Origin of the sequence: Nonomuraea sp. SBT364 (assembly GCF_001083785.1) — a bacterium.
GTDB lineage: Bacteria > Actinomycetota > Actinomycetes > Streptosporangiales > Streptosporangiaceae > Nonomuraea.
The window spans coordinates 1-5783 of sequence record NZ_LAVL01000283.1 but is presented as its reverse complement, the minus strand read 5'-3'; the positions used below and the strand labels follow the sequence as shown (position 1 = coordinate 5783).

The 5783-nt window shown below is 73.6% G+C and carries 7 protein-coding genes; 5 read left to right on the top strand and 2 right to left on the bottom strand.

Annotated elements, in window-relative coordinates:
• Positions 1–141: 141 nt before the first annotated feature.
• The gene (locus tag ADY59_RS46200; protein WP_049577377.1) at positions 142–609 is read right to left on the bottom strand and encodes an adenylyltransferase/cytidyltransferase family protein; all 468 of its coding nucleotides are present in this window, start codon (positions 607–609) and stop codon (positions 142–144) included.
• Between the two features lie 165 nt (positions 610–774).
• On the opposite strand from ADY59_RS46200, the gene ADY59_RS46195 reads away from it, so the two are divergent.
• From ADY59_RS46195 to ADY59_RS46185, 3 genes are all read left to right on the top strand, one after another.
• The gene (locus ADY59_RS46195; protein WP_049577380.1) at positions 775–1872 is read left to right on the top strand and encodes a sensor histidine kinase; all 1098 of its coding nucleotides are present in this window, start codon (positions 775–777) and stop codon (positions 1870–1872) included.
• Positions 1869–2546 (top strand): response regulator transcription factor, encoded by a 678-nt coding sequence (locus ADY59_RS46190; RefSeq protein ID WP_049577374.1) that lies wholly within the window; start codon positions 1869–1871, stop codon positions 2544–2546. Before ADY59_RS46195 ends, ADY59_RS46190 begins: the two co-directional genes overlap by 4 nt.
• Positions 2547–2649: 103 nt before the next feature.
• Complete coding sequence (locus ADY59_RS46185; protein ID WP_049577371.1) at positions 2650–3072, top strand: ATP-binding protein; 423 nt, start codon at positions 2650–2652, stop codon at positions 3070–3072.
• On the opposite strand, the gene ADY59_RS46180 is transcribed toward ADY59_RS46185, so the two are convergent.
• Entirely contained in the window at positions 3069–4049 is a 981-nt protein-coding gene (locus ADY59_RS46180) for a helix-turn-helix transcriptional regulator (protein WP_049577369.1), read from the bottom strand. The genes ADY59_RS46185 and ADY59_RS46180 overlap by 4 nt on opposite strands.
• A gap of 135 nt (positions 4050–4184) precedes the next feature.
• Here ADY59_RS46180 and thrS point away from each other — a divergent pair, with 135 nt between their 5' ends.
• Positions 4185–5417: a threonine--tRNA ligase gene (thrS, locus tag ADY59_RS46175; RefSeq protein ID WP_082310913.1), complete on the top strand. Its 1233-nt coding sequence runs from the start codon at positions 4185–4187 to the stop codon at positions 5415–5417.
• Positions 5418–5498: 81 nt separating this feature from the next.
• A partial coding sequence (locus tag ADY59_RS46170) for a hypothetical protein (protein ID WP_049577364.1) occupies positions 5499–5783 on the top strand: 285 nt, incomplete at its 3' end.

The window sequence follows — 5783 nt, the reverse complement described above, 5'->3', positions numbered from 1 at the left end:
CGCCCAGCCCTGCGCGATCAGCCCCACCGCGGGCGGCATGGCGATCACCAGCACCTGCGGCGCCAGCAGGTCGGTCACCCTTCTCGCCAGGACATCGGCCGTCATGGACGGAAGATTACGCGATCATGGGCCGGGGTCTCGTCACCCCTTGCCCGCGGCGTTGACGATGCGCGTCGTGGAGCGGTCCGGGATCGCCTCCAGCTCCCAGCACTCGGCGCCCAGCAGCGCCGCCGCCGCGCACCGGCCGCCCGCGTGCGGGTCGCCGGCGGTGTGCGCGAGCGCGCCCGGCCGCATCGGCGTGAGCAGGTCGATGTACTCCTCGGGGCCGTGCGCCTCGGGCGGCCCCGTCACGATGAACACCCCCGTGACGAACCGCAGCGCCGCCAGCACCTCGGCCCGCTCGGCCGCCGGGTTGAACGGCCGCGACGGGCCCTTCCAGGCGCGCACCCGCGGGTCGTCCTCCACGCCCACGACGAGCGGCAGCCCGCGCGCGGCCACCGCGCCCAGGTAGCGCACGTGGCCCACGTGCAGGATGTCGAAGACTCCGGTCACGACCGCTGCCCCCGGGTGGTCGTACCGCTGCACCCAGACGGCCTCCAGGCTGCTCACGCAGGCACTCCTCCTAGTCGTGGCCGTGACCTCGTCGCACGATACGGCACCATCGCCTTCCAGTGCGTCTTGCACGTGGTGTGGTGTCCCAGTATCGCAGGCCCGTGCCGGGCAGGCGGATCGAGGCACGGCCGAACGGCCACCGGCCCGCGTACGCTGGTGCGCATGTCCTTGGCGGCCCTCGCCGGCCGGGTGCGGCGCCCCTGGGCCGGCGACCTCGCGCTGAGCGCCCTGGTGTGCGCGCTGGAGTTCCCCGGCGCCCTCGCGGCGTCCGGTCCCAAGGCCCTGTTGATCTCCGCGGGCGCGGCCGCGCTCATGCCGCTGAGCCGGCGGCATCCGGTCCCCGCCGCCCTGCTCGTCGCCGCGCTCTACGTGATGGGCACCCGGCCGCCCGGCTACGACGCCCCGGTCAGCGCCGTACTCATCGCCCTCTACCAGGTGGGCCGCCGCTCCCCGGCTGTCGCGTCGGCGGCGGTCGCCGCAGCCGGTGCGGCGGCCTTCTGGTGGCTCCACCTGCGCGCCCTGCCGGCTGACCAGCTGCGGACGGTGGCGTCGAGCCTGGCGTTCCCGGCGATGCCGGTGGCGGCGGGCTACATCGTGCGATTGCGCGGCGAGCTGACACGCCGCAGGGAACAGCAGGCGGTCGAGCTCGCCGTACGGGAGGAACGCCGGCGCATCGCCCGCGAGCTGCACGACGTGGTCGCCCACCATGTCAGCGTGGTCAGCCTCTACATGGGCGTCGCCAGGAGGCTGATCCCCGTCGACGGGGAACGCGCCGGGCGGGCCCTGCTCACCGGGGAGGAGACGGCCAGGCAGGCGATGACGGAGATGCGGCACCTGCTCGACGTCCTGCGCACCGACGGCGAGGAGATGGACAACCAGGCGGGAGTCGGCGCGGCCGGGCTGCCCGCGCTCGTGGCGGAGTCGGGAAACGCCGCCCTGGAGGTCACCGGGGAGGCGGTCGCGCTGCCGACGACCGTCGATCACGCGGTCTACCGCATCGTCCAGGAGGCGCTCACCAACACCCGCAGGCACGCGGCCGGCGCCCGGTCCCGGGTCCGGCTCGCCTACCGGCCCGAGCTCGTGGAGGTGGAGGTGGCCGACGACGGGCCGGGCGGGACCGGGACCGGCACCGGGACCGGGCTCGGGCTGGCGGGCATGGCCGAGCGGGTGTCGTCGTGCGGCGGCGAGTTCGAGGCGGGCCCCTCACCCTCGGGCGGGTTCCTGGTGCGCGCCCGCATACCCCTGCTGGAGAAGACGTGATCAAGGTACTGCTCGCCGACGACCAGGTGCTGGTCCGCGCCGGGCTGCGCATGCTGCTGGAAACCGGTCCCGGCCTGGTGGCCGTGGGCGAGGCGGGCGACGGCCGGGAGGCCGTGCAGCGCAGCCACGAGCTGCGCCCCGACGTGGTGCTGATGGATCTGCACATGCCCGGCATGGACGGGGTCGCGGCGACCGAACGCATCGTCACCGAGCTGCCCGGGACCAAGGTGCTGGCGCTGAGCACCTTCGACCTCGACGAGCACGTGGTGGCCGCGTTGCGGGCGGGCGCGTCGGGCTTCCTGCCCAAGGACGTCTCCCCGGAGGAGCTGATCGAGGGCATCAGGATCGTGCACAGGGGCGAGGCGGCGGTGGCGCCGCGCCTGCTGATCAGGCTGATCGGCACCTTCGTGCGTCCCGCCCGCCCCCGGGCGTTCGAGAGGCCCGCAGAGCCGGCCGCCGAGCTGAGCGCGCTGAGCGAGCGCCAGCGACGGGTGCTGGAGCTGATGGCGCGCGGGCTGTCGAACCAGCAGATCGCCGAGGAGACCGGCCTGTCGCTGTCGACGGTGAAGAACCGGGTGAGCGAGGTGTTCGCCAGGCTGGGCGTCAGGGACCGGGCCCAGGCGGTGATCGTCGCCTACGAGGCCGGCCTGGTCACCCCCGGGGAGCGCCACTGAGGTCCCGGCACCGACGGGAAAGGGCATTCGCACCTTTTGGCGACCGTCCTCCCGACCGGCGTGGCGCGTCTCATGACGTCGCCGCATTCAGGGGGGTTCCACCGTGGCAACGCCGGACTCGCAACACGATCTCGCGCTCCGCTTCCCCGGGGTGCCGTCACAGGTGGCGGGGGCGCGCAGCCTGGTGACGGCCGTCCTCGGGCGCGATCATCCGCTCCACGACGACTGCGCGCTGCTCACCAGCGAGCTGGCCACCAACGCCATCCTGCACTCCCGCTCGGGCGCGGGCGGCTCGTTCACGGTCGCGGTGCGGGCCGCCGGCGACCTCGTGCGCGTGTGGGTGGAGGACGGCGGCTCCGACGGGCCGCCGTGCGTCTGCCGGGCCGACCCGTACGCCACCGGCGGGCGCGGGCTGCCGCTGCTGGAGGCGCTCAGCCACCGCTGGGGGTTCACCCGCCAGAACGGTACGACCCGCGTGTGGTTCGAGCTGCTGCTGGTGACCGTGCCGGCCGGCTGGGCCGCCTAGACGTCCAGCCGGCACAGGCCCTCGGCCAGCGCCTTGGTGCTGAGCCGGGTGCGGCTGTCGCAGCCGAGCTTGGCGAAGATGTGCTCCAGGTGCGTGGTGACCGTGCGGACGCTGAGCACCAGCGCGGCCGCGATCTGCGGGTTGGAGTCGCCGGCCGCGACCCGGGTGAGCACGTCCACCTCCCGCCCGGTCAGCTCGTACGGCAGCGCGCAGGTCCGTTCGGCCACCACCGCGCCCTGCAGCCCGCCCTGGAACCCGACGCCGGCCCGCAGCAGCCGCATCTCGTGCCAGCGGCCGTGCCCGTCGAGCCAGAGGCCGTGCCGGTTGAGCTCGCGCGAGTCGATGAACGCGCGCGCGTACGCGGCGATCGCCGGGTCGTCCCACAGCTCTCCGGAGGTCTCCAGGCCGGGCACGCCGCGCCGGACGCCCAGCCGGTCGAACGCCACCGCGCGGAACCCGGCCGGCAGCCCCACCGGGTCGATCACGCACCGGCTCAGGTCCGTGACGTGCGCCAGCATCGGGCTCACCGCGCCGACCAGCGCGGCGGTCAGCTCCGGGAAGGCGTCCCTGGTGGCCAGGTGCAGCAGCCCGGTGTAGCGGCCCCCGGCCAGGAACAGCGGCGCCGTCAGCCCCGCCCGCCAGCCGTACGGGGCCAGGTGGCGGCGGAAGTAACGCTCGGTGCCGGGCTCGGGCATCGCGACCGGCGCCCGCGTGGCCATCGCCGTCCGGTACGCCTGCAGCCCCGCGTACTCCTCGGCCGCGTCGCCGTCGATGCGCGGGTGGCCGTCGGAGACGACGCTGTGGTGCCGGCCGGTGGCGGGGTCGAAGGCGACGAACTCGTAGGCGTCCAGCGGCACGATCTCGCGCAGCGCCGTCATCGCGCCGTGCGCCCCGTGCGCCCCGCTGCCCCCGGCGACCTGGTAGCCGACCTCGGCGAACGCCCGCAACTGGCGCACGGGCAGGGTGATCTCGGCCACGGTTCTTTATATCATTTGCCGTTTTTTACCGATTCTCGGCGAAGCCGCTGGTGCTATGGTGCCCGTATGCAGCGCGCTTCCGTCACGACGACGCCGGACCTCGTCCCGGCGCGCTGACTCCTGTCTCCCGGGCGAATGCCCGGGGATCGGTCGTTCGCCCTTTACATCCAAAGGACGATCATGAACGACCACCGCAGGCTCGGCCGCGAGCTGGGCATCTTCGACACCGACCCGCTGATCGGCTCCGGCCTGCCGTTCCTGCTGCCCGCCGGCGCGGCCGTGCGCAAGGCCGTCGAGGACTACGTGCACGAGCTCGAACGCCGCAACGGCTACCAGCACGTCCACTCGCCCGTGCTCGGCAAGCGCGAGCTGTACGAGCGATCCGGGCACTGGGCGCACTACGCCGAGGACATGTTCCCGCCGATGCTCGTCGGCGGGGAGGAGTTCGTGCTGCGGCCCAGCCTGTGCCCGCACCACGCGCTCGTCTACCGCTCCCGTCAGCGCAGCCACCGCGACCTGCCGCTGCGCCTGGCCGAGCTGGGCGGCATGTACCGCTCGGAGCTGTCCGGCGTGCTCGGCGGCCTCACCCGGGTACGCGCCATCCAGCTCAACGACGGGCACGTGTTCTGCCGGGCCGACCAGGCGGCCGGGGAGGTGTCGGCCGCGCTCGACCTGATCGAGGCCGCGCACGCCCAGCTCGGCATCCGGGCCGCCCGCTACCGGCTGTCGCTGCGCGGCGAGGGGGCCAAGTTCGTCGACGACCCGGACATGTGGGCCCGCTCGGAGGCCGTCCTGCGCGACGTGCTCGAACAGCGCGGGCGCGCCTTCGACGAGGAACGCGGCGAGGGCGCCTTCTACGGACCGAAGATCGACATCCAGATCGCGGACCCGGCGGGCCGCGAGTCGACCCTGTCCACCGTCCAGGTCGACTACTTCCAGCCGGAGCGCTTCGACCTCCGTCACACCGGCGGGGAGCGGCCCGTCATGGTGCACCGCAGCGTCGTCGGCGGCCTCGAACGGCTGCTCGCCCACCTCCTGGAGGTGCACGCCGGCGCCTTCCCCGCCTGGCTCGCCCCGGTGCAGGCCGTCGTCCTGCCGCTGTCCGACGCCGAACTGCCCGCCGCCGGGGACCTGGTACGGCGTGCCGTCGCCGAAGGGTTGCGGGCCGAGCTGGCCCCCGCCTCCAAGGGCACCCTCGGCGCCCGGATCCGGGCCCATCGGCTGGTGCCGTACCAGCTCGTGGTGGGTCCCCGGGAGGCGGCCGGCGGCCAGGCGGCGGTGCGGCTGCGCGACGGCAGCCAGGCGGGCGTGGTGCCGGTCGCCGAATTGGCGGCTCGGTCCAGGCCACGATTTTCAGGCGGACAATAATCCCATAAAGGTAACGGAGTCTTCCCACGGCCTGTAAACCCCTCGTAAATTGCCCCCAGTGCCGTGTCGGGAGGAATCGTTTTGACCGAGCTGAGCGACCGAGAGGCCGACCTGGTTTCGGCTCACGAACAAGAACGGCCGGCCCGGCGGCTCGGCGGATTCCTGCGGCTCGCCGTGTGGATCGTCGGCGCCCTGCTGTCGGCGTACTCGATAGCCGTGGTGTTCTGGCCGGTCGAGGCCTTGCAGCATCGGATGACGTTCCTGGCGGTGGCGCTGCCGCTGGTGTTCCTGGCCTACCGTTCGGGCCTCGGCCCGGCGCTCGGCCGCCTGCGCCACCGCCAGGAACGTCATCCGATGCTGCAAGGC

Excerpts from the sequence above, each read along its gene's own strand:
- ADY59_RS46195 (WP_049577380.1), top strand. The coding sequence starts at position 775 with ATGTCCTTGGCGGCCCTCGCCGGCCGGGTGCGGCGCCCCTGGGCCGGC.
- thrS (WP_082310913.1), top strand. The coding sequence starts at position 4,185 with ATGCCCGGGGATCGGTCGTTCGCCCTTTACATCCAAAGGACGATCATG.